Genomic DNA, 24,776 nt, shown 5'->3' on the forward strand with positions numbered 1-24,776 from the left:
CAGGGTGAGTGCTCACCCGCATCGATGACGCAGCGACCAGCGGCACCCGGTGGCATCACGTCCTGGCCAGCGATGGCGACGTCCTGGCGGAGATCGAGCAGCAGATCGTCGATGTGATCCATGCCCGCACCAGCGACCTCGACATGTCCGCACTGGTTACCCGCGCCGTCACGAGCCGGAGTTCCCCGCACGCGCCGGTCCCAGCCGGCCCTAATCAAGCCCGCCAGGCGCTGGCCGACGCCACCGCTGTGGTCGGTGCCAGAGTCCAGCTGCTGCCGGTGCTCGACAGCTTCTGAGCGCAGGCCTGGAACAGAGATGGCCGCTAGCACCGACGCGGCAGGCCGAAGTAGTTGGCCACTGTTACCGATCTGTGACAACTATCCAAGGTCGTAGTACCGTCCCGTCCGGTCCGTGTGAGCCACGACCTCGCCCTGAGGTCCTCGCCCGGACCCCGTCGAACCACCACCGCTCGCGGTGGCGGACCGGGGACCCATCGATCCCCTGGGGTGAATCTCGCCTGGCCACAGTGCCGCCGCGAGTAGGGCTGTCTCCGGCCCGAACCCGTCAGCTAACTCGGTAGACGGTGAGGGAGAACGGAGCCCGTCGCGTTGGCGACATCGCACGACATCATCTGGCACCTCGCACACCCGCAGTCGGCTCACCCGCAGCGCCCCCGCTGGCGCACCGCGGTGCTCGCACCGGCCTTGGCCACCAGTGCCGCACTGCTGCTGGCCCTCGCGGGCCCCGCAGCCCAGGCCGCACCCGCAGAACCGGCTCCCGCAGCGAGCCAGTCCGAGCTCGCCGCGGCCGATGCCGCGCTGCGTGGCATCGAAGAGTCCGTGGCGGCAGCTGAGGAGAACCTGCAGCGGCTCACCGTGGAAGCGGAGGCAGTCGCCGACCAGAGCCTGGTCGCCCAGGCCGAACTGTCCGTAGCCCGGCAGCTGGCCGATACCCGGGTTGCGGAGCTGAGTGCCGCACAGGCTGCGGTCGACCAGGCACGCACCGACGTCGCGGCTGTGGGCCGGCAGAGCTACATGGGTGCTGACGCCTACGGCGCTGCCTCGGCGTTCTTCGGTGCAGCAAGCCCCGAGGAAGTGCTCGACCGGGCCGCGACCTTGGAGTACCTCGGGGATGGTCGGGCCGAGCAGCTCGAGGAGTTCGAGGTCGTCGAGGTCCAGCAGCAGGCAGCGACCGAGGCCGCCAAGGCGGCCGTGGATGCCCGCGACGCGGCCGCTCAGGCCGCCGCGGAGGCCGAGCGGGTCGCCAAGGACGAGCTCGCCACCGCCCAGCGGACCTACGACGCCGCCGTAGGCGAGAGGGCCGCGCTGGAGCAGCAACTCCAGCAGGCCCGGGAGCGAGTGGCCACCCTCGCCCGCGAAACGGCCACCTCAGCAGCTGCCGAGCAGACAGACGCCGGCGAACCCGCAGTCGCAGCGGCCGAACGGGGCGAACAAGCGGCCTCCCGCGGAAGCGAGCGGACCTCCGCCGGCACGAGCACCGGCATACCGACGACCGGCCGGGTGACCTCGTGCTACGGCTCGCGTTGGGGAACCATGCACTACGGCGTGGACATCGCTGCTCCGATCGGCACCCCGATCTACGCGCCCGAGGGTGGTGCGGTCCTGCAGGCGGGGCCCGCGTCCGGCTTCGGCCTGGCTGTCTACCTGCAGCACGCTGACGGCTCCATCACCGTGTACGGCCACATCAACAGCTACTCGGTGGCCGCCGGACAGCAGGTGTCGGCGGGCGATCAGATCGCCGAGGTGGGCAACACGGGACAGTCCACGGGTCCGCACCTCCACTTCGAAGTGCATCAAGGTGGGCTCTACCAGAACCGCACCAACCCGATCCCGTGGCTGAGCCAGCGCGGCCTCCCTCTGGGCGGCAGCTGCGGCTGACCGCCGGCGGGGCCACCGGCAGTGTGATCGCGGTGCCCGCGCCGGCGGACCCGCGGCGCCGTGGGTGCCCGTGATCAGCTCGCGCCGGCTCTCGGGTACCCCTGAGGTCGGAGAGGCCGCGTCGGCGGAGCAGCCGCTGCGGACCCACCGATCCCCCCGGCGCATCACGCCCCCCGGACCAGGGCGCTAGGCCAGCAGGGCCACTTGCCACCGACCAGGCACACCTACACGGTGCGCCCGGTAGCCGGCGGCCAGTATGGGTGATCTGGTTCCGGCAGAACCGGCCCGCTGTGCGGCCTCACCGACATCTGCCACCCATGGACACACCGTGGGCAGCCAGCCAGGCAATGAAGTTGACCGCACCGGCGTGTAGACCGGTGGTGGTGACCTGAGTAGGTCAGTGCGTGGCGGAGCTGATCAGGTGACCGCGCACAGCACGACGTTGATCCCCAGCCAGGTGGTGGCTGCGGGGAGCAGTAGCGTCCCGGCCGCCATCGCCGCAGCCCCGGGCCAGCGCAGCAGGTGGCGCGCGCCCTGGGGGTCGGAGGTGGCCAGCCGGCTGATGCGCAGCTCGGTCAGGCGGGAGGCCATGGCCAGCCCGAAGGGCGGCACCGGCTGCCCGGTCATCCGGCGCAGCGCGACCTGGACGGCTTCCGGTCCGCACCGGCGGGCTGCCTGGTCATCGGCGGCGAGCTCGACCAGGTCCCGGATGGCGGCCGGCGCCGCGCCCAGCAGCGGGCACCAGGGGAGTGCTGCGGCCAGCGTCTCGGCGACCGTCACCAGCGCGTGGTGGTGCCCGCGCAGATGGGCCCGCTCGTGCTCCAGCGTGGCTGCGACCGCCTCCGGGGGCAGGTGTGCCCGCAGACCGTCCGAGGCGATGATCACCCCGGGCCGACCGCCGATGGACAGGGCCATCGCGCGCCGGCCGGGAACCCACAGTGGCTCCCCGGCCGAGGAGCTCATCGCCAGCAGCCGGAGCTGCTCCACGTGCGGGGCGTGCCGCCGGACCGACCTGAGGCGGCTGGTGATGGCCTTACCCAGCCGCACCAGGATGGTCGCGGCCATGATCAGGCTGATGCCAGCGACTGTCTGCTGCCAGGCCGGCACGGTGCCCGTGGTGACCGCGGTCCAGCAGCCCCCCACCAGCTGGAAGAGCCCACTGGCCTCGTGCTCGTCCATCGGCAGCGCAAGCAGGCCGATCATGGCCAGCGTCGAGGCCACCAGCCCGATCGACAGCAGCGACCAGCCCACCAGCAGGATCGTCGGATCGACCCGCCGCTCAGCCAGCCACAGCAGCGGCCGGTGCCCGTGCAGGCCCACAGCCGTTCCGGCGAGGAGAACGGCCAGCATCCCGATCATGAGGTCGCTGCTCGCCGCTCGAGTGCCTCGCGCAGCACCGAGGACTCCTCATCGGTGGCGGTCTCAGCGAAGTGCAGCAGCACCGACCGTGGGTCCTCCGAGGCGTCCAGGATCTCCCGCAGCGATGCAGCCGCCGCACCTTGGCGCGTGATGGTCGGGCGGTAGCTGAACGCCCGTCCCACCGGCTCCCGCGCCAGCAGACCCTTGCGCAGCAGGTTTCCCAGCACGGTCATCACGGTCGTGTAGGCCAAGTTGCGCTGCGGCGGCATCTTGTCCAGGACCTCGCGCACGGTCAGCGGCGCGTCGGTGGACCACAAGACGTCCATCACGGCGGCTTCGAGCTTGCCCAAGCGGGGCATGGCCGCTCCTCGTCTCTCCTGGGTCGACACGGTGGATCAACGCTGCTGCAGGGCCGACCGCGTGGCCCCGCCGGTCGGGCGGGCCAGCCGTCATCGTAGGAGCCCGACCAGGTCAGCACCCCAGGATGCGGGGCGGAACCGGCCTCCGGGGTCACCTCATTCACCCCACTGGCACCAACTACCCGACACGCATAGGACAGCGGGATGGCCCGGTGATCACCGCCCTATCTTCAGCGGCGCCGGGACGAGTCGTCGTCACCCACGAGGGGGCCTCGGTCCGGCGCCGCCGAACCTCAGTGCACCGCTGAGGACCGGGGACCCATCGCAGTCCTGGGGTGAATCGTGCCCGCCCACGTCGGGTGAGCACGACGAGTGACTTCCCGCCCGAACCCGTCAGCTAACTCGGTAGGCGGCCACGGAAGACAGGAGGGCGCCTCCGTGGCGACCATGCATCCCCACCGGCCCCGCCGGGCTGCCGGAGCGCGCCCGGCCACCGTGCTCGCGCTCCTCACGGTGCTCACCGCCGCAGGCGTCGCCCTGACTCCCGTCGGGGCCAGCGCCGCGCCGGGTGAGGCCGCGACCGGTGAGCAGGCGGCCCAGCTGGCCGCCGACAGCGGTCACCAGCTGGAGGTCCTCACCGAGGAGTTCAACGACGCCCGGGAGACCCTCGCCCAGCAGCAGGCCGCCGCCGCTGACGCCGCCGCCCAGATGGTGGCCGCCGACGCGCAGCTGGCTGCCCTGCAGGACCAGATCGCCGCCGTCGCGCACATCGCGTTCACCGGGGACGGGCTGGGTTCCCTGCAGGCCTTCATGACCAGCGGGTCCGCCGATGAGTTCCTCGAGCGGGTCGCCACCCTGGACTCCGTCGCCAGCTACCACAACGACGTCCTGGCGCAGGTCGCCGAGTCACGCGCGGCCGCCGAGAGCGCCGGTGCCGCGGCCGCGCAGGCCGCCGCCGCAGCAGAGCAGCAGCTGGCGGCCGTCGAAGGGCAGCAGGAGCGGCTGCTGGGCGAGATCGAGGACTACAAGGCCCAGTACGCCGCCCTCACGGCCGCCGAGCAGGAGCAGGCCAACGCCGCCCACGGTGGGCCGGCGCTGCAGGCGCCGACCGCCGGGTCGGTGCAGGCCGGCAGCGACGCCGCCCAGGTCATCATCGACACCGCGCTGGCCCAGGTGGGCGACCCCTACGTGTGGGCCGCCGGGGGACCGGACGCCTTCGACTGCTCAGGGCTGACCCAGTACGCCTACGCCGCGGCCGGCATCTCCCTGCCGCACTCCAGCAAGGCCCAGGCCGCCCTAGGGCGCCCGGTCACCCGGGCCGAGCTGCAGCCCGGTGACCTCGTCTACTTCTTCAGCCCGGTCAGCCACATCGGCATCTACCTCGGCGGCGGCAAGATGATCCATGCCCGGACGTTCGGGCAACCGGTCAACGTCGGCAGTGTGGACATGTCCGGCTACGCCGGGGCACGTCGCATCCTGCCTTGAGCAGCATCACCGATCTGCACTGCCGCTCCGCTGAGTGACCCCGGGCAGTCGCTGCGGGCATGAGCCGAGTACTACCCAAGGTAGTAACGTCTTGGACATGCTCGGGCAAGTGGGGAGGACGCGGGCAGCCCGACTGCTGGTGTTGCTGACCCTCGCGGCGGTATTCGCCATGCACGGGCTGCAGTGCGTCAGTGCTGACCCCGGCGGCACCCACCCCGCCGACCACGGCGCCATGCCCTCCGCAGACTCCATGGCCGTCATGGCGCCTGTGGCCTCGGCCGTGTCCATGGCGTCGGCCATGACGGCGGAGCTCGCCGACGGTCCCGATCACGTCACCGCGGTCGAGGCCGCCAGTCCGACCCACGGCGCATTAGCTGTGCCAGCAGCCGGCCCGGCGGGCCCGGCCAACCCCGAATCGGGACACGGCTGGGCGCACGCCCTCGCGGTGTGCCTGGCAGTGCTGCTGGCCGGACTGGCCGTGCTGGCGGCAGTACTCCTGCTCAGGAGAGCCGCACCGATCGGTAGCCGTCAAGCCCTGCTGGCCCGCGCCCGATCCTGGTGGACTGCCATCCAGCTCCCCAGACCGCCCGACCTCGCCTCTCTCTGTCTCCTCCGGATCTAGGCCGAACCACCGACCCGGCCGCCTCCCCGACAGCACCGGGTCAGTCGTCCACCAACCAGATCCCACTCACAGGAGAAGCAATGACCCGCACGACCCTTCGCTGCGCCCGCCTCACTGCCGGCCTCATCGCCGGCGTCGTCGTCCTCGCCGGCTGCTCCAACGGCTCCGATGACAGCACCGCAGCTGGTGGCAGCACCGCCAGCTCTACACCGGCGAGCGCGTCGGCGAGCGCAGCGGCTGAGTTCAACGACGCCGACGTGGCCTTCGTTCGGGGGATGCTCCCGCACCACGAGGGCGCCCTGGAGATGGCACAGCTGGCCGAGGGCCGCGCGCAGGACTCCCGCGTCCGCGAGCTGGCCAGCCGGATCGAAGCCGCTCAGGAGCCGGAGATCGAGACCATGACCGGCTGGCTGCAGGCCTGGGGACAGCCCGAGTCCGACGACATGGGCGGCATGGACCACGGCGGAATGGACATGGGCGGAATGGACATGGACATGTCCGGCATCGAGGCCGCCTCCGGGACCGAGTTCGACCGGATGTTCCTGGAGATGATGAGCGAGCACCACCAGGGGGCGGTTGACATGGCCGAGACCGAGATGTCCGACGGTCAGAACATCGACGCCATCGCCCTGGCCCAGGAGATCGCCACCTCCCAGGCCGCCGAGATCGAGGAGATGCAGGCTCTCCTCGCCGAGCTCGGGAGCTGACCATGCGATCCGGTGGCGGCCCGGTGCATCACCGGGCCGCCACCGGATCCGCCCCACAGGGGCAGTCGCTCGCAGCCCAGCGGCGCAGAGCACTGCCCTCCCCAGCTTCTCGACCCGGAGGCTCCTCATGCACCTTCCCCTGCCCCTACGCCAGGTGGCGCGCTCCACGGTCGGCGTCCTCGCCGTGGCCGCGCTGAGCGCCTGCAGCACCGCCAGCGGGGAGACGACGACCTCGTCCTCGGCGGCGCCGCACCTGGAGACCGACCCGCCGGACTTCAACCACGTGCACGGGGTGGCGGGTGAAGCCGGCAGCGACGCCGTCCTGGTCGCTGCCCACAACGGGTTGTTCCGGCTGTCCGCCGACGGTGACGTCCAGGTGGGGCCCACCATCGACCTCATGGGCTTCGCCGTCGCCGCGCCCGGGCGCTACTTGGCCTCCGGTCACCCAGGCCCTGGCGTCGACCTGCCGGAACCGGTCGGACTGATCGAGTCGGTCGACCAGGGTCAGAGCTGGCAGCCGCTGTCCCGGCAGGGCCAGTCGGACTTCCACGCCCTCACCGCCAGCCCCGCCGGCGTCCTGGGCTACGACGGCACCCTGCAGCGCAGCACGGACGGCCTGTCCTGGGAGCAGCTCCAGATTCCGTCCGCGCCGGCCAGCCTGTCGGCCGGCCCGGACGGGAACCAGGTGCTGGCGACCACCGAACAGGGGCTGCTGCACTCCACCGACGCCGGCAGCACCTGGGCACCGATCCCTGGGGCCCCGCTGCTCCAGCTCGTCGACTGGTCACCCGATGGCGGCGGAGCCGTCGGCGTCGACCCTCAGGGCCAGGTGTGGACCAGCCAGGACCGCGCCCTGACCTGGCAGCCTGCCGCGGACCTGGCTGCCCCGCCGCAGGCCATGGACGTCGGCAGCACCCCCGACGGCGGCAGTCGGGTGCTGGTGGTCACCGGCAGCGCCATCGCGGAGTCCCGCGACGGGGGACAGACCTTCACCGACCTTCGGGACTGACCCCGCGCCCGGGGTACCGGGCGCGGGGTGCCAGGCGGTCCGATGTGCTGGGCGGCTCAGCCGAGGGAGTCCAGCAGCGCGCGGCAGGCGGCCTCGCAACGCCGGCAGGCCTCGGCGCAGACACGGCAGTGCTCGTGCATCTCCGCGTGCTGGGAGCACTCGTCCCCGCAGGCCTTGCACGCCGCGGCGCAGGCCTCCAGCACCGCCCGGGTGAGGTTGGCGTCGTAGCCGGTGTGGCGGGACAGCACCCGGCCGGTGGTGTCGCAGACGTCGGCGCAGTCGGCGTTGGTCCGGATGCACTTGGTGAGCTCGGCGACCATGTCCTCGCTCAGGCAGGCATCCGCGCAGGCGGTGCACGCCTGAGCGCACTCGAAGCACGCCTCGATGCACTCCTGCAGCTTCTGGCGGTCCAACCCGCCCAGGTCCTTGGGATAGGTCTCCAGCATCTACCCGACAACAGTCACGGTTGCTCCTCGCTCAGGTGTGGAGGCTCGCCCTGGTGGCCACCCCCGGCGCCGACGGACCTACCCCACCCCGCATCTACTAAGCCGGTTAGTCATCGCCGGTGCGAGTAGATCGCGGCCGCACCAACCACTTGGCAGGCATACCCCTGGGGGGTACCCTCTTCCATGGGTGGCGCGGACGACCCGCCGCGACCTGGAGGAGGCAGAAGGTGACCGAGGAAGCGCACAGTCAGCACGGCTACATCAGCAGCAAGGACGACTACCTCAAGCGGCTGCGCCGGATCGAGGGCCAAGCCCGAGGCCTGCAGCGGATGGTTGAGGACGACAAGTACTGCATCGACATCCTCACCCAGGTCTCAGCCATGACGAAGGCCCTGCAGTCGGTCGCCCTGGGACTGCTCGACGACCACCTCAACCACTGCGTCGTCCGCGCCGCCGCCACCGGCGGCCCCGATGCCGACATCAAGATCCAGGAAGCGTCGGAGGCGATCGCCCGCCTCGTCCGCTCCTGACCCCGACCCGACGCCCGCGACCCGCGCGGCGTCGCGGCGGGCCACCTACTGCCCGCCGCGCAACCACTGCAAGGAGAGAAGTCAGATGACCACGTCCACCTACACCGTCGTCGGCATGACCTGCGGCCACTGCGTCAGCTCCGTGACCGAGGAGGTCAGCCAGGTGCCCGGCGTCACCGACGTCGCTGTCGACCTGGCCAGCGGGGGCCTCACCGTCACCAGCAACACCCCGGTCGAGGACTCCGCGGTCCAGGCCGCGGTCGAAGAGGCCGGCTACCAGGTCGCCGGCCGCTGAGGCCCGCTCGCCCGGTCCCGCCACCGCACACGGACGGGACCGGGCGACCCTCACCGGCCCGGTTCAGGAGGACCCCATGAACACCCCACTGAAGATCAGCTCCTACGTCCTGGGCCTCGTCGTCGTCTTCGCGGCAGCAACCGGGATCGGAAGCCTGGTCGGCCCGATCGGGGACGAGCCGGCCGCGGTGACCGAGGTGCCCCACACCGGCGGCACCGACCACAACGACATGCAGCCAGGCACCGACCACCCAGCCGACGACTGAGCCACCCCGCGTCCGGCGCCCACACCGGCACCGCGGACCCACGCAAGCACGCAGCTCCCCAGGAGGACCGATGAGCTCAGCAACCCACCCCGCGCAGACCGTGGCCACCGACGGCGGCCAGGTCGAGCTGACCATCGGAGGCATGACCTGCGCCTCCTGCGCCGCACGGATCGAGAAGAAGCTCAACAAGCTCGACGGCGTCACCGCGACGGTCAACTACGCGACCGAGAAGGCCCGGGTCACCTACGCCGGCGGGATCGCACCCGAGACGCTGGTCGCCACGGTCGAGCAGGCCGGGTACACCGCCAAGCTCCCCGCACCGCCCCGGGCCAGCACAGACACCTCCACCGAGTCGGTAGAGGCCGACCCGGTGCGTTCCCTGCGACAGCGCCTGCTGATCTCCGCCGTCCTCACGGTCCCCGTCGTGGCCATGGCCATGATCCCGGCGCTGCAGTTCACCAACTGGCAGTGGCTGTCGCTGACCCTCGCCGCCCCCGTGGTCGTGTGGGGGGCCTGGCCGTTCCACAAGTCGGCCTGGACGAACCTGCGCCACGGCACCTCCACCATGGACACCCTCGTCTCCATGGGCACCCTGGCGGCGCTGGGCTGGTCGCTGTACGCCCTGTTCTGGGGCACCGCCGGCATCCCGGGGATGACCCACCCGTTCGAGTTCACCATCAGCCGCACCGACGGCAGCGGGAACATCTACCTCGAGGCCGCCGCCGGGGTCACCACCTTCATCCTCGCCGGCCGCTACTTCGAGGCCCGGTCCAAGCGCCGCGCCGGCGCCGCCCTGCGCGCGCTGCTCGAGCTGGGCGCCAAGGAGGTCTCGGTGCTTCGCTCCGGCCGCGAGGAGCGGATCAGCGCCGACCTGCTGGCCGCCGGGGACCTGTTCATCGTGCGCCCGGGTGAGAAGATCGCCACCGACGGCGTCATCACCGAAGGCTCCTCGGCAGTCGATGCCTCGATGCTCACCGGGGAGTCCGTGCCCGTCGAGGTCGGTCCCGGTGACGCCGTCGTCGGGGCGACGGTCAACGCCGGCGGCCGGATCGTCGTCCGCGCCACCCGGATCGGTACTGACACCCAGCTGGCCCAGATGGCGCGCCTGGTGGAGGACGCGCAGAACGGCAAGGCCGAGGTCCAGCGACTGGCCGACCGCGTCTCCGGGGTCTTCGTGCCCGTGGTCATCGCCCTGGCCGTGGCCACCCTCGGTTTCTGGATCGGCACCGGCGCCGGCCTCGCCGTCGCCTTCACCGCCGCCGTCGCCGTGCTGATCATCGCCTGCCCGTGCGCCTTGGGGCTGGCCACGCCGACCGCCCTCATGGTCGGCACCGGCCGAGGCGCCCAGCTGGGCATCCTGATCAAGGGACCCGAGGTCCTGGAGTCCACCCGCAAGGTCGACACCGTCGTGCTGGACAAGACCGGCACCGTCACCACCGGGCGGATGACCCTGGTCGACGTCATCGCCGGCACCGGTGAGGACGCCGATCAGGTGCTGCGGCTGGCCGGCGCCCTGGAGGATGCCTCCGAGCACCCCATCGCCGCCGCCATCGCCGTTGCGGCTCGGGACCGCTCTGGGTCACTTCCTCCGGTCGAGGGCTTCCTCAACGCCGAGGGGCTCGGCGTCCAGGGCGTCGTCGAAGGCCACGCCGTCATCGTCGGGCGGACCCGGCTGCTCGCCGACTGGTCCCAGCGGCTGCCCGCCGACCTCCAACAGGCCATGAGCGCCGCCGAGGCCACCGGCGGCACTGCCGTAGCCGTCGGCTGGGACGGAGCCGCACGAGGCGTGCTGGTCGTCGCCGACGCCGTCAAGGACACCTCGGCCCAGGCAATCGCAGAGCTCCGTCAGCTGGGCCTGACTCCCATCCTGCTGACCGGTGACAACGAGACGGTCGCGCGAGCGGTCGCCGCCCAGGTCGGCATCGACGAGGTGATCGCCGAGGTCCTGCCCCAGGACAAGGTCGACGTGGTCAAGCGCCTGCAGTCCCGCGGCAAGGTCGTGGCCATGGTCGGCGACGGGGTCAACGACGCCGCGGCCCTGGCCCAGGCCGACCTGGGGCTGTCCATGGGCACCGGCACGGACGTCGCCATCGAAGCCAGCGACCTCACGCTCGTGCGAGGAGACCTCCGGGCCACCGCCGACGCCATCCGGCTCTCTCGCCGCACCCTGACGATCATCAAGGGCAACCTGTTCTGGGCCTTCGCCTACAACGTCGCGGCCCTGCCGCTGGCCGCTGCTGGCCTGCTCAACCCGATGCTGGCCGGCGCGGCCATGGCCTTCTCCTCGGTGTTCGTCGTCTCCAACAGCCTGCGGCTGCGGCGCTTCACCAGCCTGGCCGGCACCAGCCAGTGAGCGGCGTCAGCCACCCACCACACCGTCGACAACCACGACAGCTCGCGCACGAACCGAACCGGCATACGGAGGGTGATGTGGCGACACCAGCAACAACAACGGTCATCGAGGTCTCGGGCATGCTGCGGGCCTCATCGAAAGCCGTCGTGGAGGCCAGGCTGTCCCGCCAGCGCGGCGTGCACGCGGTCGAGGTCAACCCGGTCGCCCAGACCGCGAACGTCGCCTACGACCCTGCGACGACGACGGTCACCGAGCTCACCGACTGGGTGCGGGACTGCGGCTACCACTGTGTCGGCCAGTCAGTGCCCACGCACGTCTGCCAGCCGCAGACCGAGCCCGCGCCGGCCGCCCACTCCCACGCCCACAGGTCCAGCGACCCGGCCACACACACCAGCGACCACGCTCAGCACGCTGAGCCTGCCCCGCACAGCGAGCACGGCCACGCCGCCGGTCACCAGACAGGGCACGAGCAGCCAGCCGGCCCCAGCCCCCAGGACGCCATGGGTCACGGCGGGCACCACGGCTCGATGGCGATGGACGACATGGTCCGCGACATGCGCAACCGGTTCTTCATCGCCGCCGTGCTGTCGATCCCCATCCTGCTGTGGTCCCCGATCGGCCGCGACGTGCTCGGTTTCACCGTGGCCGCACCGTTCGGGCTGCGCGACGACGTGTTCTCGCTGCTGCTGTCCCTGCCGGTGGTCTTCTACGCCGCCTGGATCTTCTTCGACGGCGCCTACCGGGCACTGCGGGCCCGCACCCTGGACATGATGGTGCTCGTCGCCGTCGCAGTGGGCGCCGGCTGGCTCTACAGCGTCGCCATCACCCTCACCGGCGGCGGTGAGGTGTTCTACGAGGCCGCCTCGGTGCTCACCGCGTTCGTGCTGCTGGGCCACTGGTTCGAGATGCGCGCCCGCGGTGGCGCCAACGACGCCATCCGCACCCTGCTGGAACTGGCACCACCGCGCGCAATCGTGCTGCGCGACGGTCAGCAGGTCGAGGTGCCCACCGCGGAGGTGACCACCGGAGACCTGCTGCTCATCCGGCCGGGAGCCAAGATCCCCGTCGACGGCACCGTCGAAGATGGCGAGTCCGAGGTCGACGAGTCCATGGTCACCGGCGAGAGCCTGCCGGTGCACAAGACCACCGGCGCCGGCGTCATCGGCGCCTCGGTGAACACGACCGGCACCCTGCGCGTGCGGGCCACCAAGGTCGGCGCGGACACCGCACTGGCCCAGATCGTGGCCCTGGTGCAGGAAGCCCAGAACTCCAAGGCACCCGGGCAGCGGCTGGCCGACCGGGCTGCCTTCTGGCTGGTGTTCGTCGCGCTGATCGGAGGAGGCGCGACCTTCGCCATCTGGCTGGCAGCCGGTGCCTCCTTCGCCACCGCCATGCTCTTCGCCATCACCGTCGTCGTGGTCACCTGCCCCGACGCCTTGGGCCTGGCCACCCCGACCGCGATCATGGTCGGCACTGGCCTGGGTGCCCAGCGCGGCGTGCTGTTCAAGAACGCCACCGCCCTCGAGGCCTCTGCCCGCATCGACACGGTCGTGATGGACAAGACCGGCACCCTCACCAAGGGCAAGCCCGAGGTCACCAACGTGGTCGCCGACGGCATGAGCGAGGCGGAGCTGCTGGCCCTCACCGCCGCCGTGGAGCGGGAGTCCGAGCACCCCCTGGCCGCCGCCGTCGTCCAGCACGGCGACAGCCGCGGATTGCCGGTCCTCACCGCTCAGGGCTTTCGCAACGTCCCCGGTCATGGGGCCAGCGCACAGGTGGACGGGCGACGCGTCCTGGTGGGCAACGCGCGCCTCATGGCCGATGAAGGCATCGACCTGGGGGAGCTGGGCCGCCGGCGGGACCAGCTCGCCGACAGCGGCAGGACCGCCGTCCTCATCGCCGTCGACGGCCACCCGGCCGGAGTCATCGCCCTCGCCGACGCCCCGCGGGAGACCTCTTCCGCCGCGGTCGCCGCACTCCGTGACCTCGGCGTCCACGTCGTGATGCTCAGCGGTGACAACGAAGCCACAGCCCGCCGCATCGCCGAGCAACTCGGCATCGACAGCGTGATCGCCGATGTCCTCCCCGGCGACAAGGCCGCGAAGATCATCGAGCTGCAGCGTGCCGGCAAGCGGGTCGCCATGGTCGGCGACGGCGTCAACGACGCCCCAGCCCTCGCCCAGGCCGACCTGGGCATCGCCATCGGCGCGGGCACCGACGTCGCGATCGAGACCGCCGACGTCGTCCTCATGCGCTCCGACCCACTGGACGTCCCCACGGCACTGCAGATCGGCCGCGGCACCCGACGAAAGATGCGCCAGAACCTCGGCTGGGCGATCGGCTACAACGCCATCGCGCTCCCGATCGCCGCCGGAGTGTTCGAGCCGGCCTTCGGCCTCGTCCTGCGACCGGAGATCGCCGCCCTGTCCATGTCCGGGTCCAGCTTCATCGTCGCGGTCAACGCCCTACTGCTCAAGCGCCTGCGGCTACCCGCTGACCCCTCGCCCAGCCCGAGCGGGCAGCTTGCCGACGCCCGCGCCGGTCAGCGGTGACCCTCGCCGCCCGCTTGTCTGCGATTCCACCTCAACGAGAAGGCCGCCGTGACCGACCGCTCCACTGATCGCGCCGCCGCCGAGCCGTCACCCCTCGACCCGGATGACAAGTGCTGCCGCTCCACACCTCGCTGCGACGACTGCCCCTACACCGGAGGCAACCCCACGCGCCGGCGTCGGTGACCTGACGGAGGAATGTGCGGCGGGTCAGGCTGTCGGAGCGGCCAGCAGGAGGGGGTGTCGCAGCAACAGCCCAGGCTTGCTGTGCAGGAACGTCTGCGGCTGAGCTCATCGCCACTGCTGCCGAGTCAGTCGTCATCGTCATCGTCCTCGTCATCGTCCTCGACGAGTTCGCCCTCCCAGGCCTCCCGGCCCTCGCTGATGGCGAAGACGGCGATGACGAAGCCGGCGACGGGGTCCAGCCACGTCCAGCCGACGAGGGCGTAGAGACCGAGGCTGATGAGGGTGGAGATGCTGAGCAGGACGCAGATCCTGGTCTCTGCCGCGTCGGCCAGGATCAGCGGGTCGCCACCCAATGCCAGGCCGACACGGCGCTTCGCGCGGGCCAGCAGCGGCATGACGACAACCGAGGCGGCCAGCAGCACCAGGCCAACGATGGAGGTGTCGGGTTCCTCGTCGCCGAGCAGGCTGCGGATGCCCTCGACGATCACGTAGGCGGCGAGGACGAAGAAGGTGATCGCCACGGCCTTGAGAGCCCGGCGTTCCTTGGCCTCGTCGGCCTCTCCATTGCGCAGTCGCGCCGCCAGGCGCAGGCCCACGAGGACCGCGGATGCCGATTCGATGCCGGAGTCCAGGCCGAAGCCGATGAGGGAGACCAGGCCGGCGAGGATGCCCACGGTGATGGCGATGGCGCCCTCGGCCACGTTGTAGACGACGGTGAACTGCGTCAGGCGCAGCCCACGCTTGGTGAGCCGCTCGGTCTCCGCCGCCGTCAGCGCGGTGGTCTCGCTCATCGGGACGCGACCTCCTTGCGGCTGTCCGCCCCGTAGGTCGGGCAGAGGTCTGCGGCATCGCCGGTGAGCGCCAGCAGCCGCTCGGCGGCGGAGAAAAGCTCCAGGAGCTCGTCGCGGGTGGTGAGGGAGAACATCGACGCCCGCCCCTGCGGGCGGGAGTCGACGAGGCCGCAGTCACGCAAGCAGGCCAAGTGCTTGGACACGGTGGACTGGGCCAGGCCCAGGTGCCCGGTCAGCTCGACCACGCGGTGCTCACCCAGGCTCAAATGGCGCAGGATCGCCAGGCGCGCCGGATCAGCCAGGCTGTGGAACAGCGACGCAGCCGGCGACAGGCCGACCGCCCCGATCCGGCAATCCTCCCGGGCCTCAGCCCGGGGCGATGTAATCGTCATACAGCGATGCTAGCGGCCCTCCGACCTTGTCAGTTCGGTGGGTCCAGTCCACGCCGATTGAGTCCACGAAGCCTTGGGCCAGCTGTCTCTGGTCCTTGACGTCGACGCCGAGGAACTGCACGCCCTCGTCTTTGATGTCGCTGTAGACGGCTTGGGAGTCCGGCCTCTCCAGCCGGCAGGGCGCGCATCAGGACCCCCAGAAGTTGACCACGGCGAGGTCGCCGGCCAGCGCCGAGGAATCGAACGGTGCCTCATCCAGCAGCTGCCCGTAGAAAGCGGGGCCGTCAATCGCTCGGCTTGGGGGATGGCCTGGCCAAGGGGCGTGGCGCCCGTGAAGTCGAACTCGCCCGAGTCCTCCTTCGACGTCCCGGCGGTGCCCGGTGAGCCCGAGCAGGCAACGAGCCCGCTCGCGGTACCAGACCCAGCAGCCCGAGGGCGTGCCTGCGCATGAGGTCGCGGCTCATCACATCGATCTCCTCGCGCGTCGTCCTGGCCACTCCGCGGTGCCGTGCAGCAACTGACTGGACCGCCGTGGTGTCCAGTGCAGTCAGCCCTGGGCACCACACCGGTCGGGAGTCCGGCAGCCCGGCACAGCGGGCCAGCTGCTCGTGGGCCCGGCGGTAGGCGTAGCGGCCGGCGCCGTCGGAGCTGAGGAGGATCGGGCCGGTCGTTCGGTCGCCGATTACTCGCTCGAGCGCGCGCACCACCGGCTGAGCCAGGGGCACCCGGGCGGTCTTGCCGCCCCTTGCGGGTCACCCGCAGTACGCGGTGGTCGTGGCCGAAGTCGCGGACGTCAGCGCCGAGGGCCTCGGAGATCCGCAGCCCGCAGAAGGTCAGCAGCGTCCCCAGGGCTGAGCGAGGTGAGTGTACGGCCGCGGCCGCCAGCAGCCGGCGCAACTCGTCGGCGGTGAGCCCGACCGCGGCCGACTCGTCCGAGACCCGGGGGCGTCGGACATATGCGACGGGGAAGTGGGTGAGGACCTGGGCGTCGTGGACCCCGAAGTCGAAGAAGCCGGACAGGGCAGAGAGTTTGCGCGCGACGGTCGCGGCCGAGGCTGGTCGGCTGCGGGGTGCTGGTGAGGTGTCGGACCCAGAGGTCTACGTGGTGACGTTCGACGGTCAGTGGGTGCACGTCTAAGCCGGTGCACCAGGTCGCCCACGCCTGTAGGTCGCGCCGGTAGGCGATCGCGGTTTTCTTCGGGTGGCTCACCAACCACGCGGCGGCCAGCCGAAGGAACGGGTGGGACTGCTGCACGAGCAGGTGACATCTGGTCTCTGGTGCTGACATCCACGCCGAGTTCTTGGCCGCTGGGTGTACGCGTCAGATGGTCCGCCGGGGGTCTTGAGTAAGTCTCCGGTAGTTCCACGGGGCCTTCTGTCTCCGCGCCTGTCCCTCTTCGCGGAGGCGTGTGCAGTTCTGCAGTACTGCACCGGAGAAGTACCGGAGGTCAGCGTCGCAGGGTCGGCGCATGCAGACCGAAGCCCCGTCGAGTTCGTCGCAGTCGAGACACAATCCGACGGACCGTCGTGACCACGTCTCCGCGGCGACGAAGACGAGCTCCGCCTCCCTGACCCGACACGGTCCGTGGCCGATGACGGTGCCGGCCATGCGTGCGGCCGTCATCGCCATCCGTGGTGGAGTCTTCGACCGACTTGACGGTCACGACGGCGACCGCGCTGATGAGGCGTCGAACGCGCGAACCATCTCTGAGCGGTGCCGGTCGGCTGTCGACCTCCCACTCTGGGCAACCGCCGATGTCCTCGCTCCCGTCGTGATCGTTCTGCCGGGCCACGCCGGAGCCGGGACCTCTGCGGTTGCGCTGGCCGTTGCCGAGGGACTGGCGCAGAGCCAGCGGGTGCAGCTGGTCGACTACGCCGAACCGCTGCGGTCGGGGCTGGCTGCGGCCTCCACCATCGAGCTGGGCACGGACAACGCGGGGTGGCGGCGTGGTCGCCGCGGTCGGCTGGATGTCTTCCGCCTCGCTCAGCATCCGAGTGACAGAGCGCGCCCGCCGCTACCGGAGGTAGCGGACACAGCGCGGCTGGCGGTGGTCGATGCGGGCTGGGCTGTGGCCACCGAGCTGCTGGCGTCGCCCGGTCCGCTCGCTCGCGGCTCGATGCTCCTCGTCGTCACGCGGGTGACGGTTCCAGCGATGGGGCAGACGGAGCACGTGCTGGCCGCCGTCGGCGGCGAGGCGGTGGTGGCCGCGGTGGGACCCGCCCGATGGCCGCGGGCGGTCCAGGCCAGTTGTGGACCGCGGCTGGTTGAGCTGCGATCGCGTGGCCGCGTGGTGCGGGTGCCATGGGACCGGCGACTCGCGACGTCGGGCCTGACAAGCGATCGGCTGCCCAAGGCGGTGGCCGCCGCCGGCCGGTCGCTGGCCGCGCTGTTGATGCCGGCCGTGCCGCCGCCGTCGCAGCCGCAACCGCGGCATCGGGCTCCGGAGGCGCAGACCCGGCGCAAGGCCGCAGGTGTCTCGAGGTGATCAATCGGCGCTGCACGGACCGTGCGTGGGTTCGAGGCGCATCAACCGTCGCCCTCCTGGCGCTGGCCTGGTCGCCCTGACGGCGTGGCCTGCCGAGGCCGCGTCGGTGGACCTGGCCGCCGCGGTCTGCCCTCAGGCGCCGCCGGGGATGGAGACCTTCGCCAACCAGGTGACCGGCTGGGTGAAGTGGGGAGTGCTGGCCCTGATCGGGATCAGCGCCGTGGCGTCGCTGGGGTCGATCCTGGTGGGCCGCATCTTCTCCCACCCGCACGCCTCCCGTTACGGGGCGATGGGCGTCGCGGTGGTCGTGATGGTGGCGATCATCTACACGGTCATCCTGGTGATCCTCGATTCGATCACCGGCAGCGGGTGCACCTGATGCGCCGCCGTCCAGAAGCTCGCGGAAGCGGTGCCCCGGAGTGGGGTCCGGGTCGCCTGCTCGTGCTGATCGTGTCCAGCGCCGTGGTGGCGCTGGCGGTGTTGGCCGGCCTGGTGATTGCGGTCGTCGGCAGGTTCGTCGACGGCGAACCCGGCACGACCGACGCGCCTCGACCGCCGGCCCCTACCACGGCCACGTCGCGGCAGGATGCGCTGGCCGCTGCGCCGATGACGACTGCCGATCCGGACGTCGCGCTGCCCGGACCGCTGTCCGACCAGATCGCGGGCGTGATCCAGCTGCCCCGCGCCACCGGTGCCGGCCCGGGCGGGGTGCCCAGCGGCTTCTCCCGCACACCCGAAGGCGCGGTGGCGCAGCTGGCGGCCATCGACGTGACCGCGATGCAGACCGGCTCGATGGACGGCGTGCGACGGGTCATCGCCGACTGGGCAGCGCCGGGCGGCCCGACCCCCGAGACCTGGTCCGGGGTGGACGGCATGGCCGCTCTGCTGTCTGCGGCTGGTCTGTCCGGTGCCGGTTCGCCGCAGGTGGCCATCGTCGTCCGCCCCGTCATGGGTCTGATCAAGGGCACGGTGGGGTCGGAGTTCGCGGTGGTGTGCGTCAACTTCGAGTTCACCGTCACCGTGGAGCAGACGTCGCGGATCGCTATCGCCGACTGCCAGCGCATGCAGTGGAACCGGGGCCGGTGGGTGATCGGTGCGGGGGAGGAGCCGGCGCAGGCTCCGTCGGTCTGGCCGGGTACCGACGCCGCGATCGAAGCCGGGTGGCGGGACCTTCGCCATGGCTAGGCCGCAGCCTCGCCGAGGCATCCGGTGGCTGTGCCCGCGGGCGTTGGTCCTCGTGCTGCTGCTGGCGCCGGTGTGGTTGGCGACCGCGGGTCCGGCGTCGGCCGGCCCGGTGGTCTGGGCCTTTCCGGCAGATCCGTCATCGGCCGAGGAGAGCTCGTCGTGTCTGCCGATCAACCCGTTCTGTGTGATCGGCGAGGCAGCCGGCGCGGTGGCCGCCGACGTGTGGACCAGCGCCATGCTGTCGCTCTGGGAGGCCGGGCTCTGGCTGCTCGGCCTGGCGTTCTCGGTGATCGACGCCCTCACCACCCCGGACCTGTCCGCCGGCGGCCCGCTGGCCGGGATCTATCCGGTGACCTTTGGCATCGGCGCGACCGTGGCCGCGCTGATGGCGCTGGTGCAACTGGGTGCGGCGCTGGTGCGCCGGGACGGTGAGACGCTGGGGCGGCTGCTGATCGGGCTGGTCCAGTTCGGCCTGGTGTGGGTCGGCTACGTCGGGGTGGCGGCTCTGCTGGTCACCGGTGTGTCCGGGTTGACCACCGGCCTCCTGCGCAGCCTGCTCGACATCGACACCATGGCCGCCTTCGACCCCTCGATCAGCGTGGGCCGCGACCTCGTCGACGGGACGGTCGCCACCGTGCTGGGGGTCAGCTCGATCTTCCTGCTGGTGCCGGCCAGCGTGGGCTACCTGCTGCTGATGCTCGTCCGCGAAGCGGCGCTGATCGTGCTGGCGGCGACCTCGGCGATCTCAGCCGGGGGCCTGATGGCGCAGACCTCGAGCACGTGGTTCTGGCGCAGCCTGCGCTGGTTCCTCGCCGCCCTGCTGGTCGCCCCGGTCGCCGTCCTCGTCCTCGGGGTCGGGGTGACCATCACCGAGGGGATCGTCACCGGGGCGGAAGGGACGAGCACCGAGTCCGCGGTGGGGATGGCGGTCATCGGCTGCCTGCTGGTCCTGCTCGGTGCGATCTGCCCGTTGGTGCTGTTCCGGCTACTGGCCTTCGTCGACCCCGGCACGTCCAGTGGGGCCGGCCTGCGGTCGTCGCTGACCGCCTCGGGCGGGGTGATGAGTGCACTGGGCAACGTCGGCGGCGGACGGGGTCGCGCCGCGGGGGCAGCAGCGGCTGCGGCGTCGGGTGGGGTGGCCGCTTCGGGGGCCGCGGCCCAGCTGGCCGGTGATCGCGCGCAGGGTGAGTCGACCGCGGATGCGGCGACCAGTGGGCGCTTCGCCGGCGCGCTGCGTGCGCTGGCCACCGGCACCTCCTCCGCCGGTCGGCTCGCCACCGGGGTGGCCGCCTCGGCCGCCGACGTGCTGTCCGGTGCCGGCGTCGGGCACTCGGTCCACCACTACGGGCAGCCCTCGCCCAGCCGAAGCGGAACGGGCAGCCACGGGTCCGGGTTGCGGCTCGGTCGTCCGGCCCTGGTCGGAGGCCCGAGCCGTCGGGAAGACGGGGTCCGGGCGCCCGGCGGTGGAAGCCAGGGCTCGCGTCAGGCGACCGCTGGTGACGACGGCCCGGTCGGCGTGGCCTGGCCCGCGCAGCACACCAGCAGCACCGGGTCCACCGAACCGGATGAGGCCGATGCTCCGGCTCCGAGAACCCAGCGCCCCGACGGCGGCACCGGCGACGGCGGTGCGCGGTGAGCGCCCGGTACGGCGACTACGCCAAGGACGTCTCGGGCTGGTTCCTCGGCATGACCGGCACCCAACTGGCCCTGGTCACCCTCGCCGGCGTCCCGGCGCTGCTGGCCCTCAACGCCCAGGCATGGGGACTGCTCGTCCTGTGGCTGCCGGTGTGGGCGCTGCTGGCGGTGGTCCTCCTGGTTCCCATCCGGGGCCGGGCAGCCGGCCGCTGGATCGGCGATCTCTGTCTCTACGCGATCGGAGGAGTCATGGGCTGGCGGACGTTCGGATCACGAGCCGCCGCCGGGACGGCGGACAAGCTGGCCGAGGCGGATCTGCCCGGCGTGCTCGCCGGCATCCGGACCCACGACGGACCGCCGTACGGGCAGCTGTTCACCCGCCCGGTGATCGTGCAGAACTCCGCGGCCCGCACCTGGGCGGCCGTAGCGCGGATCGCCCATCCCGGCATCGGAATGGCCGAGCCGGGCGAGCGGGACCGCATGGGCGCCGGCCTGGCCGAGTTGTGCGAGATCGCAGCGCGCACCGAACTGGTCGACGTCCTGGCCCTGCAGGTGCGCACCGTGCCCGACGACGGTGCTGAGCGCGCTGCCTGGGAGCGGGCCCACACCCGTGCCGACGCCGCGCCACTGGCCACCCGGGTGAACGCGCTGCTGGGCGCCACCCTCACTCCGGCTGCGGTCCGCACCGAGGCCTTCGTGACCGTCGTGGTCGGCGAAGGTCGGATCGGCCGGGCGGCGAAGGAGAGCGGCGGAGGGTTGGACGGCCGCGCCCGGGTGCTGCACGGCGTGATGGCCGAGGTCGAGAGCGCGTTGCGCGGCCCGGTCGGCTGCACCTCGGTCACCTGGCTGGACTCTGCGGCACTCGCTTCCGCGGTGCGCACCGGCTTCGCTCCTGGCGACCGCGGCCAGCTGATTGCCGCCGACCTGGCCGCCGCCAACGGCACCCGACTGGTGACCGGGGTGCCGATGGCCGCCGCCGGACCCACCTCGGCCCGGGCCGAGATGCGGCACTACGTGCACGACGCGTGGGCGTCGGTCACCGACACGATCCTGCTGCCCGACTCCGGGGCGGTGCTCGGGGCGCTTGCCCCGGTGCTGGTGCCGACGACGGCGGGGGAGCGGCGCTGCGTGACGGTGTTCCTCGCTCCGCTGCCGCTGGACCGAGCTACCCGGCTGGTGGGCCGAGAGGAGATGAGCGCCACCACCGGCAACGAGCTGCGCGCCCGCATGGGCTTCCGGCAGCGGGCCCGGCAACGCCGGGACACCGAGCGGATCGGCGTCGCGGACGAGAAGCTGGCTGCCGGGCGGGCGCTGGTCCGCCCGGCCGTCGCGGCCTGCGTCACCGTGCCGCAGAGCTGGCCGGTGGCCGAGCACGGCCGCCGGCTGGACGCCTCGATCCGCGCCGCCGGATACGTTCCGCTGCGGTTGGACCTGGCACAGGACTCCGCCTTCGCCGCCGCCGCCATCCCACTCGGCGTCGGGCTGCCCGACCGCAGGGGCCGGCGATGACGCGCCGTGCTGCGCACCGCGGACGGGACATCGCCGTCCTGCTCGACGACTTCGGCCACCGACTGCCCGCTGTCCCCGCGCTCGAGACGCCGGGACGCGAGCGCGGGCCGTTTTCCACGCTGGTGCCCGCTCGCGGGCCACGCGGCCCCGGCCGGGGCCGGGCGGTGACGACTGCGCCGCTGTCGGTGTGGCGGATGACCTCGGAGCAGACGCCGGTGGTGTGGCCGCTGATCGCCACCTCCGGTCTGCCGCCCACCGGAGCGCAGATGGGACTCGACCTGCTGTCCGGCGGGGCGTTCTACTGCGATCCGGTCGGCTGGGTCACCGACGACGACATCCCGGTCACCAACCCGAACATCGTCGTCTTCGGCAAACCCGGCAGAGGAAAGTCGGCGACGGTCAAGGCCCTGGCGCTGCGCATGCTCGCCTACGGCTACCGCACGTTGATCCTGGGCGACACCAAGGACGAGTACGAGCCACTGTGCCGCGCGCTGGGCGTGGAGCCGTTCGTCATCGGCCATGGCCTGTCCGCCCGGGTCAACCCGCTGGCCTTCGGTCCGCTGGGGCGCAACTGGGACCGGCTGGACGCCGCCGAGGCCCGCCGCCGTGAGGCGATCATGTTCGCCCGGTGGATCGTGCTGATCCGTGGCCTGGTCGGCTCCCAGGGCGTGCCGTTCGGTCCGGTGGAGGAGACCGCGGTCGGGGAGGCGCTTCGGCAGCTCACCGGCTACCGAACCGGAGCCACCCGGCTGACCGAGGGCACGATCCCGCAGTTGTGGCGGGCCCTGGACGAGCCCACCGACGAGCTCGTCGCCTGCTGCCGGTACGCCGACCGGCGGCACTTCCTCGACGCCACCCGCACCCTGCGCGATGCCCTCGGCTCTCTCGTGAAGGGGTCGCTGGCCGGGCTGTTCGATGACCACACGTCCATCGCCGTCGACTGGCGGGCGCCCATCCAATCCCTGTCGCTGTCCCGGCTCGAGCCGCTCGGTGACCAGGCCGTCGGCATCGCGTTGACCTGCCTGAACTCCTGGGGGCAGGCGATGCGAGAGGTCGCCGACCCGGGTGACCTGCGCATCGTCGTCCGCGACGAGACGTGGCGGCAGATGCGTCTGGGTGCCGAGGCGATGAAGAGCCTGGATGCGAACCTGCGGCTGAGCCGCCGCGACGCCGACGTGCAGATCCTGCTGGCACACAAACCGTCGGACATGCTCACCGCCGGCGACGCCACGTCCCAGGCGGTCGCCATCGCCCGCGACCTGCTGCACCTGTGCGACGTCAAGGTGCTGCACGGCCAGGACCAGGCCGTCGCCGACGAGCTCGGCAGCATGCTCGGACTGACCCCGATCGCCCAGCGGGTGGTCACCGGCTGGGCGATCGCCGGCAAGGGACGCGCCCTGTGGCTGGTGGGGGACCGGGCGTTCAAGGTGCAGACCGTCCTCACCGAACCCGAGCTCCGCCTGACCTACACCAACGAGGCGCTCGCCGCCGGAGGCCCGACGTGAGCGGGACGACGGCGCGCGTGGCGGATTCGTACGCACGTGCGGGGCTGTGGCGGGCCGCCTCTCCTTGCGCTCTTCCGGTGTTCGCGGGGCTCACGCTGCTGCTGATCCCGCTCGCGGTCATGGGTGCTCGAGCGGCGTCGACGCCGACCGCTTCGTCGGCCTGCTCGATCGGCGGCACCGCCGCCACCGTCACCGGCATCGAGCTGGACGCCGTCCAGATGGGCCACGCGCAGACCATCGCGACCGTCGCTGCGGCACGAGGGCTGGACCCGTACGCGGCCACGGTGGCGCTGGCCACCGCCTACCAGGAGTCCCGTATCCGGATGCTGGCCAATGACGGCAGCAGCCCCGAACTCACCGCCGAGCAGGCAGCGGTGACCGCCACCAGCCTGCAACACCCGCACGACGGGATCGGCTCCGACCACGACAGCGTCAACACCTTCCAGCAGCGCTGGCTCGCCGGCTGGGGCACCCTCGCCGAGCTGATGGACCCCGTCTACGCCGCCGAGGAATTCTACGCCCGGCTGGTCGAGGTGCCGGACTGGCAGACCATCCCGCTCACGCAGGCGGCCCAGGCCGTGCAGGTCTCCGCCGCCGGCGGCGCCTACGCCCGCTGGATGCCGCTGGCCCGGGAGCTGACCGCCATGCTGTGGCCCACCGCCCTGGCCGCAGCGGCCGCCCCCTCCGGCCCAGCGCCCGCGGTCTGCCCGGGGCTGCCGGTGGCCGCCGGGTCGTGGATCCGGCCCACCGCCGGCACGGTCACCTCCGGCTACGGGTCCCGCTGGGGAACGCTGCACGCCGGCGTGGACATCGCCGGCCCCCACAACACGCCCGTCTACGCCGCCGCCGACGGCACCGTGCTTCGAGCCGAATGCACCAGCGACTACTGCGACCGTGACGGCAGCCTGAGCCTGGCCGGCTACGGCAACCTCGTCGAACTTGACCACGGCGGTGGGTTGGCTACCCGCTACGCGCACCTGTCGGCCTTCACCGTGACCGCTGGCCAGCGCGTCAGCGCCGGGGCGCTGCTCGGTTTTCAGGGGTCCACCGGCAACAGCACCGCTGTCCACCTGCACTTCGAGGTCCGCCAGGACGGCGCGCCGGTCGACCCGGTCCCGTGGCTGGCCGACCGCGGCGTCGACCTGCACGCCTCCGATGGCGCATGAGCCGCCCGGACCCTCACAAGGGAGAAGTCATGCACCACGCGAAC

Annotated in this window: 23 protein-coding genes and 2 riboswitches; of the genes, 18 read left to right on the plus strand and 5 right to left on the minus strand. The window is 71.9% G+C overall.

Annotated features, from left to right (window positions below):
- The first annotated feature begins 8 nt into the window (after window positions 1–8).
- Window positions 9–296 (plus strand): hypothetical protein, encoded by a 288-nt coding sequence (locus Q1A09_RS15335; protein ID WP_299956523.1) that lies wholly within the window; start codon window positions 9–11, stop codon window positions 294–296.
- A gap of 146 nt (window positions 297–442) precedes the next feature.
- Window positions 443–597, plus strand: a riboswitch (cyclic di-AMP (ydaO/yuaA leader).
- An 11-nt stretch (window positions 598–608) separates the two neighbouring features.
- Entirely contained in the window at window positions 609–1,898 is a 1,290-nt protein-coding gene (locus tag Q1A09_RS15340; RefSeq protein ID WP_299956526.1) for a M23 family metallopeptidase, read from the plus strand.
- Between the two features lie 417 nt (window positions 1,899–2,315).
- On the opposite strand, the gene Q1A09_RS15345 is transcribed toward Q1A09_RS15340, so the two are convergent.
- Complete coding sequence (locus tag Q1A09_RS15345; protein ID WP_299956529.1) at window positions 2,316–3,257, minus strand: M56 family metallopeptidase; 942 nt, start codon at window positions 3,255–3,257, stop codon at window positions 2,316–2,318.
- The gene (locus Q1A09_RS15350; protein WP_299956532.1) at window positions 3,254–3,616 is read right to left on the minus strand and encodes a BlaI/MecI/CopY family transcriptional regulator; all 363 of its coding nucleotides are present in this window, start codon (window positions 3,614–3,616) and stop codon (window positions 3,254–3,256) included. Before Q1A09_RS15350 ends, Q1A09_RS15345 begins: the two co-directional genes overlap by 4 nt.
- 274 nt (window positions 3,617–3,890) lie before the next feature.
- A riboswitch (cyclic di-AMP (ydaO/yuaA leader) is annotated at window positions 3,891–4,043 on the plus strand.
- Between the two features lie 20 nt (window positions 4,044–4,063).
- On the opposite strand from Q1A09_RS15350, the gene Q1A09_RS15355 reads away from it, so the two are divergent.
- The 4 genes from Q1A09_RS15355 (at window position 4,064) to Q1A09_RS15370 (ending at window position 7,439) form a co-directional block, all read left to right on the plus strand.
- Window positions 4,064–5,101: a C40 family peptidase gene (locus tag Q1A09_RS15355; protein ID WP_299956929.1), complete on the plus strand. Its 1,038-nt coding sequence runs from the start codon at window positions 4,064–4,066 to the stop codon at window positions 5,099–5,101.
- Window positions 5,102–5,240: 139 nt separating this feature from the next.
- Window positions 5,241–5,723, plus strand: a complete 483-nt coding sequence (locus tag Q1A09_RS15360) for a hypothetical protein (RefSeq protein ID WP_299956535.1) — start codon at window positions 5,241–5,243, stop codon at window positions 5,721–5,723.
- 80 nt (window positions 5,724–5,803) lie between these two features.
- Entirely contained in the window at window positions 5,804–6,430 is a 627-nt protein-coding gene (locus Q1A09_RS15365) for a DUF305 domain-containing protein (RefSeq protein WP_299956538.1), read from the plus strand.
- Window positions 6,431–6,584: 154 nt separating this feature from the next.
- Window positions 6,585–7,439 carry a F510_1955 family glycosylhydrolase gene (locus Q1A09_RS15370; protein WP_299956541.1) on the plus strand — a complete coding sequence of 285 codons (855 nt, stop codon included), beginning with the start codon at window positions 6,585–6,587 and terminating at the stop codon, window positions 7,437–7,439.
- A gap of 56 nt (window positions 7,440–7,495) precedes the next feature.
- Here the strand turns inward: Q1A09_RS15370 and Q1A09_RS15375 are convergent, their stop codons facing one another.
- Entirely contained in the window at window positions 7,496–7,885 is a 390-nt protein-coding gene (locus tag Q1A09_RS15375; RefSeq protein ID WP_299956544.1) for a four-helix bundle copper-binding protein, read from the minus strand.
- A 227-nt stretch (window positions 7,886–8,112) separates the two neighbouring features.
- On the opposite strand from Q1A09_RS15375, the gene Q1A09_RS15380 reads away from it, so the two are divergent.
- The 5 genes from Q1A09_RS15380 to Q1A09_RS15400 all read left to right on the plus strand — a co-directional run bounded on the left by Q1A09_RS15380 (window position 8,113) and on the right by Q1A09_RS15400 (window position 13,880).
- Window positions 8,113–8,415 carry a metal-sensitive transcriptional regulator gene (locus Q1A09_RS15380; protein ID WP_299956547.1) on the plus strand — a complete coding sequence of 101 codons (303 nt, stop codon included), beginning with the start codon at window positions 8,113–8,115 and terminating at the stop codon, window positions 8,413–8,415.
- Between the two features lie 85 nt (window positions 8,416–8,500).
- On the plus strand, window positions 8,501–8,710 hold the full coding sequence (locus tag Q1A09_RS15385; RefSeq protein WP_299956550.1) for a heavy-metal-associated domain-containing protein: 210 nt from the start codon (window positions 8,501–8,503) through the stop codon (window positions 8,708–8,710).
- 76 nt (window positions 8,711–8,786) lie between these two features.
- Window positions 8,787–8,975, plus strand: coding sequence for a hypothetical protein (locus tag Q1A09_RS15390; RefSeq protein WP_299956553.1), 189 nt, complete (start codon window positions 8,787–8,789; stop codon window positions 8,973–8,975).
- Between the two features lie 70 nt (window positions 8,976–9,045).
- Window positions 9,046–11,328: a cation-translocating P-type ATPase gene (locus Q1A09_RS15395; protein ID WP_299956556.1), complete on the plus strand. Its 2,283-nt coding sequence runs from the start codon at window positions 9,046–9,048 to the stop codon at window positions 11,326–11,328.
- 77 nt (window positions 11,329–11,405) lie between these two features.
- Entirely contained in the window at window positions 11,406–13,880 is a 2,475-nt protein-coding gene (locus Q1A09_RS15400; protein ID WP_299956559.1) for a cation-translocating P-type ATPase, read from the plus strand.
- 308 nt (window positions 13,881–14,188) lie between these two features.
- Here the strand turns inward: Q1A09_RS15400 and Q1A09_RS15405 are convergent, their stop codons facing one another.
- Complete coding sequence (locus Q1A09_RS15405; protein WP_299956563.1) at window positions 14,189–14,854, minus strand: cation diffusion facilitator family transporter; 666 nt, start codon at window positions 14,852–14,854, stop codon at window positions 14,189–14,191.
- Window positions 14,851–15,246: a helix-turn-helix transcriptional regulator gene (locus Q1A09_RS15410; RefSeq protein ID WP_299956566.1), complete on the minus strand. Its 396-nt coding sequence runs from the start codon at window positions 15,244–15,246 to the stop codon at window positions 14,851–14,853. The genes Q1A09_RS15405 and Q1A09_RS15410 overlap by 4 nt, the downstream gene beginning before the upstream one ends.
- Before the next feature lie 1,469 nt (window positions 15,247–16,715).
- Here Q1A09_RS15410 and Q1A09_RS15415 point away from each other — a divergent pair.
- From Q1A09_RS15415 to Q1A09_RS15445, 7 genes are all read left to right on the plus strand, one after another.
- Window positions 16,716–17,732, plus strand: a complete 1,017-nt coding sequence (locus tag Q1A09_RS15415) for a hypothetical protein (protein WP_299956569.1) — start codon at window positions 16,716–16,718, stop codon at window positions 17,730–17,732.
- A 25-nt stretch (window positions 17,733–17,757) separates the two neighbouring features.
- Window positions 17,758–18,111 (plus strand): hypothetical protein, encoded by a 354-nt coding sequence (locus Q1A09_RS15420; RefSeq protein ID WP_299956571.1) that lies wholly within the window; start codon window positions 17,758–17,760, stop codon window positions 18,109–18,111.
- 62 nt (window positions 18,112–18,173) lie between these two features.
- Window positions 18,174–18,917 (plus strand): hypothetical protein, encoded by a 744-nt coding sequence (locus Q1A09_RS15425; RefSeq protein WP_366139793.1) that lies wholly within the window; start codon window positions 18,174–18,176, stop codon window positions 18,915–18,917.
- Window positions 18,918–19,101: 184 nt separating this feature from the next.
- The gene (locus Q1A09_RS15430) at window positions 19,102–20,553 is read left to right on the plus strand and encodes a hypothetical protein (protein WP_299956574.1); all 1,452 of its coding nucleotides are present in this window, start codon (window positions 19,102–19,104) and stop codon (window positions 20,551–20,553) included.
- Window positions 20,550–22,061, plus strand: a complete 1,512-nt coding sequence (locus tag Q1A09_RS15435) for an SCO6880 family protein (protein WP_366139794.1) — start codon at window positions 20,550–20,552, stop codon at window positions 22,059–22,061. The genes Q1A09_RS15430 and Q1A09_RS15435 overlap by 4 nt, the downstream gene beginning before the upstream one ends.
- Window positions 22,058–23,566 (plus strand): ATP-binding protein, encoded by a 1,509-nt coding sequence (locus Q1A09_RS15440; protein WP_299956577.1) that lies wholly within the window; start codon window positions 22,058–22,060, stop codon window positions 23,564–23,566. The genes Q1A09_RS15435 and Q1A09_RS15440 overlap by 4 nt, the downstream gene beginning before the upstream one ends.
- Window positions 23,567–23,643: 77 nt before the next feature.
- Window positions 23,644–24,732 carry a M23 family metallopeptidase gene (locus Q1A09_RS15445; RefSeq protein WP_299956579.1) on the plus strand — a complete coding sequence of 363 codons (1,089 nt, stop codon included), beginning with the start codon at window positions 23,644–23,646 and terminating at the stop codon, window positions 24,730–24,732.
- Window positions 24,733–24,776 lie beyond the last annotated feature (44 nt).

This window comes from uncultured Modestobacter sp. (assembly GCF_947486615.1).
Lineage (GTDB): Bacteria > Actinomycetota > Actinomycetes > Mycobacteriales > Geodermatophilaceae > Modestobacter.

What these genes read in the sequence shown, in the direction of transcription:
- Q1A09_RS15410 (WP_299956566.1), bottom strand. Translation starts at nt 15,246, where the DNA reads ATGACGATTACATCGCCCCGGGCTGAGGCCCGGGAGGATTGCCGGATC.
- Q1A09_RS15355 (WP_299956929.1), top strand. Translation starts at nt 4,064, where the DNA reads ATGCATCCCCACCGGCCCCGCCGGGCTGCCGGAGCGCGCCCGGCCACC.
- Q1A09_RS15350 (WP_299956532.1), bottom strand. Translation starts at nt 3,616, where the DNA reads ATGCCCCGCTTGGGCAAGCTCGAAGCCGCCGTGATGGACGTCTTGTGG.
- Q1A09_RS15390 (WP_299956553.1), top strand. Translation starts at nt 8,787, where the DNA reads ATGAACACCCCACTGAAGATCAGCTCCTACGTCCTGGGCCTCGTCGTC.
- Q1A09_RS15365 (WP_299956538.1), top strand. Translation starts at nt 5,804, where the DNA reads ATGACCCGCACGACCCTTCGCTGCGCCCGCCTCACTGCCGGCCTCATC.
- Q1A09_RS15385 (WP_299956550.1), top strand. Translation starts at nt 8,501, where the DNA reads ATGACCACGTCCACCTACACCGTCGTCGGCATGACCTGCGGCCACTGC.
- Q1A09_RS15440 (WP_299956577.1), top strand. Translation starts at nt 22,058, where the DNA reads ATGACGCGCCGTGCTGCGCACCGCGGACGGGACATCGCCGTCCTGCTC.
- Q1A09_RS15345 (WP_299956529.1), bottom strand. Translation starts at nt 3,257, where the DNA reads ATGATCGGGATGCTGGCCGTTCTCCTCGCCGGAACGGCTGTGGGCCTG.
- Q1A09_RS15405 (WP_299956563.1), bottom strand. Translation starts at nt 14,854, where the DNA reads ATGAGCGAGACCACCGCGCTGACGGCGGCGGAGACCGAGCGGCTCACC.
- Q1A09_RS15395 (WP_299956556.1), top strand. Translation starts at nt 9,046, where the DNA reads ATGAGCTCAGCAACCCACCCCGCGCAGACCGTGGCCACCGACGGCGGC.
- Q1A09_RS15415 (WP_299956569.1), top strand. Translation starts at nt 16,716, where the DNA reads ATGCAGACCGAAGCCCCGTCGAGTTCGTCGCAGTCGAGACACAATCCG.
- Q1A09_RS15375 (WP_299956544.1), bottom strand. Translation starts at nt 7,885, where the DNA reads ATGCTGGAGACCTATCCCAAGGACCTGGGCGGGTTGGACCGCCAGAAG.